General features: G+C 63.1%; 2 protein-coding genes. One reads left to right on the top strand and one right to left on the bottom strand.

Annotated elements, in window-relative coordinates; translation table 11 throughout:
• Window positions 1-2,762: winged helix-turn-helix domain-containing protein (locus ACE3OH_RS21175; RefSeq protein ID WP_374357903.1), on the top strand; the 2,762-nt coding region annotated here is incomplete at its 5' end.
• 7 nt (window positions 2,763-2,769) lie between these two features.
• On the opposite strand, the gene ACE3OH_RS21170 is transcribed toward ACE3OH_RS21175, so the two are convergent.
• A partial coding sequence (locus ACE3OH_RS21170; RefSeq protein ID WP_374357900.1) for a hypothetical protein occupies window positions 2,770-3,087 on the bottom strand: 318 nt, incomplete at its 5' end.

The following is a 3,087-nucleotide window of genomic DNA, read 5'->3' as shown; positions in this document are numbered from 1 at the left end:
TCATCATGTCCACGCTGTATCGCTATCGATTTGGCTCATCCACGCTCGATGAGTCAACCGGAGAACTCACCGTCAATGGTCTGGCGGTCGATATCCAGCCGCAATCGTTGCGCCTGCTGCTTGCCCTGCTTAGCCAGCGCGGCGAAATCGTGGCCAGAAAGGAACTGGAAGAACAGGTCTGGCACGGCCGCTTGCTGGGCGAGAATGTACTGGCCAGCGCCATTACCCGCCTGCGCTCGGTCTTGGGCGAATCCAATGCCGGTCTGATCGAAGCGATACCACGGATCGGCTACCGCATTGCCATTCCGGTGCAGCGCACTGCGGTGGGACAGGGCTTTGCCAGCGCCCTGCAGCTGAGCACCGGTCAGCCGGCGCCAGCCCGCCCCGGCTTTGTACTCGAGCGGATGATAGGCCAGACGCCCGGCGGTGAGGTCTGGCTTGGCCGCAATCCCAAATCGGGCGCCCTGCGCGTTTACAAGTACGCTGCCGATGCCGGCAGCCTTGGTGGCCTCAAACGCGAGGCCACCCTCGCTCAGCTGCTGTATGAACAGCTGGGCGAGCGCGAGGATTTACTGCGCATCGTCGACTGGAACTTCGAGACCGCGCCATTCTTTCTGGAAGCGGAATATGGTGGTGAGAACCTGCTGAGCTGGAGCCAAAGCAATGAGCAATTGCAGCGCCTGTCGCCCGACGACAGGCTGCAGCTGTTTTTGCAGATCGCCGAGCCGGTTGCTGCCGCCCATAGCGTGGCGGTGATCCACAAGGACATCAAGCCGGCCAATATCCTGATCGAGGCGCAAGAGCATGGCTGGCGCATCCGTCTGGCCGACTTCGGCAGCGGCCGGCTTACCGATGAACAGCGCCTGGGCGCCATCAGCCTGACCGGCCTTGGCGCTGCCGGACCGAAAACCATACTCAGCGATGACATGCGCGGCACCGCCATGTATATCGCACCGGAAATCTGGCGCGATATGCCCTCGACCGAGCGCAGCGATCTGTATTCGCTCGGCGTGCTGTTGTACCAGCTGATGATCGGCGATTTGCGCCAGCCCCTGCTGCCAGGTTGGGAGCGCCAGCTTGGCGACACCTTGTTGATCGAAGAAATCCGCCAGGCAACCGATGGCGACCCGCAGCACCGCACCAGCAGCGTTGCCACCCTGATTGCCAACCTGCGCCAGCTGCCCGAGCGCCATATCGAACGCCAGCAACAAATCGAAGCGCAGGAACAAGCCCTGCGTGATCGGCGGGCACTGGCGCGCGAGCGGGCCAACCGCCCCTGGTTGCTGGCGCTGATCGGCACCTTGCTCATCGGCATCGGCTTTTGCCTGTATGCCTATCTGAACCTGAAAGACAGCGAGGCAGCCCTGGCCGAGCAGATCCGCAATGTGCAGGCACTCAATCAATTCATGAGCCGCGACCTGATCGGTCAGGCCAATCCCTCGCGCACCGGACAGACCAATATCACTGTCCAGCAGGCCGCCATCCGCGCCGCCAAAACCATCGACGGCCCCGCCAGCCCATACAGTCCTTCGGTACATCTGGCTTTGCATCTGGCCATGCAGAGCAATTTCGAGGCGATGGAAAACTATGAATTGGCAGCGCAGCAGGGCGAACATGCACTCGCCATCCTGAAAGAGATGCCGCAGGCTGACCCTGACTTGATCGATGAGGTCAGGGTGACCTATGCACTGAGCCTGCGCTCGCTGTCGAAAGTCAAAGAAGCCAGCGCGCAGCTCGATCTGGTGGAAAAAAACCTGTTCCGGCCCGGCGCCAAGCCAAGCGAAACCCAGGTGCGCTATTGGCAGGCGCGCAGCAGTCTGGCTGGCGCCGCCTTTCAGTGGCAACGCGCACTGGCCGATGCCCAGGAAGCCGCAGCCATCCTCGCCCGTCTGCCGAACGCCGACCCGGCGCTGTCCGAGACCATTTCCAACCGCATGGTGTTTCTGTACCGCGCACTGGCCGATTTTCCCAAGGCAGAACGACTGGCGCGCGACAATTTGCGCAGCATGGAATCGCGTTATGGCAAGGCGCACTACCTAAGCTGTGTCGCCGCCAAAAACCTTGCCGATGTGCTGATTGAACAGAAAAAAGTGGATGAGGGTCTACCGCTGGCCGAACAGATGGTGGACTGCATGAGCAAGGCAACCAGCCCCGGTGCAAACAGCACCGGCTACGCGCTGAATGTGCTCGGCACCGCCTATGACGCAGCAGGTCAATGGGCCAAGGCAGCCAGCGTATATATGCAGGCTGCCGACACCTGGGAGGCCAATGGCAAAACCATGCCACGCGGCGCCCTGGTGGCCAGATTGAATGCTGCCAAGTCCTATGCCATGAATGGACAGGCGGCGATAGGCGAACCCATCCTGGTCAAGGCGCTGGCTGATGCAAAGAAGCTATTCGGCTCCAATAGCGCGCCCCTGGTCCTTGGCATGCGCTTCGAGCTGGCGGGCTTGCTGCTGGACCAGCGCGACACCCGAGGCGTGGCCGAACTGCTCGACGGCTTGAGCGCCGAGCAACTGAAAGCCACCAACACCCAGCCCGCATGGGAGGCGCGCCTGCAATACCAGCGCGGTCGTCTGGCGCTTTATCGCCACGACAAGGCGGCTGCCGTGTCCTTGCTGGAGCAGGCTGTTCAAGGCATGCAGGCGCAGGACCCCGAATCCTTGACCCTGCCGCCACAGCGCGTCCGCAGCTACCTGGAACAGGCGCGCGCCCTGCCCGAGTCAGCCAGCAGCAAGCGCCAGCCCGCTGCGCGGCAGTGAAGCAGGCTTAGCGACGGCTGGCGGCAGCCTGCTGTCGCAGCCACGCCGGCCGCCACCGGCTTGCCAGCGGGGCGTGCGAGCGATTGCCCCCTGAGCCCTGTCGGGCGCGCAGCCACTCCCAGCCCAGGCAGGCCAGCCAGGCGAGCTCGGCCCAAAGCAGCAGATCAGTGACGAAATGGTCGAATGCAGCGCCGGCATCGCCACACGCCGCACACCACAGCTGCCTCACCACGCCGCTCAGCGCCAGGAAGCTGATCACCGTGACGAGGCGCACATAGAGGCGCCGCAGGCGCAGAGTCAGCGGCACTAGCAAACCCAGTAGCAG

Origin of the sequence: Chitinimonas sp., from assembly GCF_041904975.1 — a bacterium.
In the GTDB taxonomy this organism is placed as follows: domain Bacteria; phylum Pseudomonadota; class Gammaproteobacteria; order Burkholderiales; family Chitinimonadaceae; genus Chitinimonas.
This window is presented reverse-complemented; position numbering and strand designations above follow the sequence as displayed.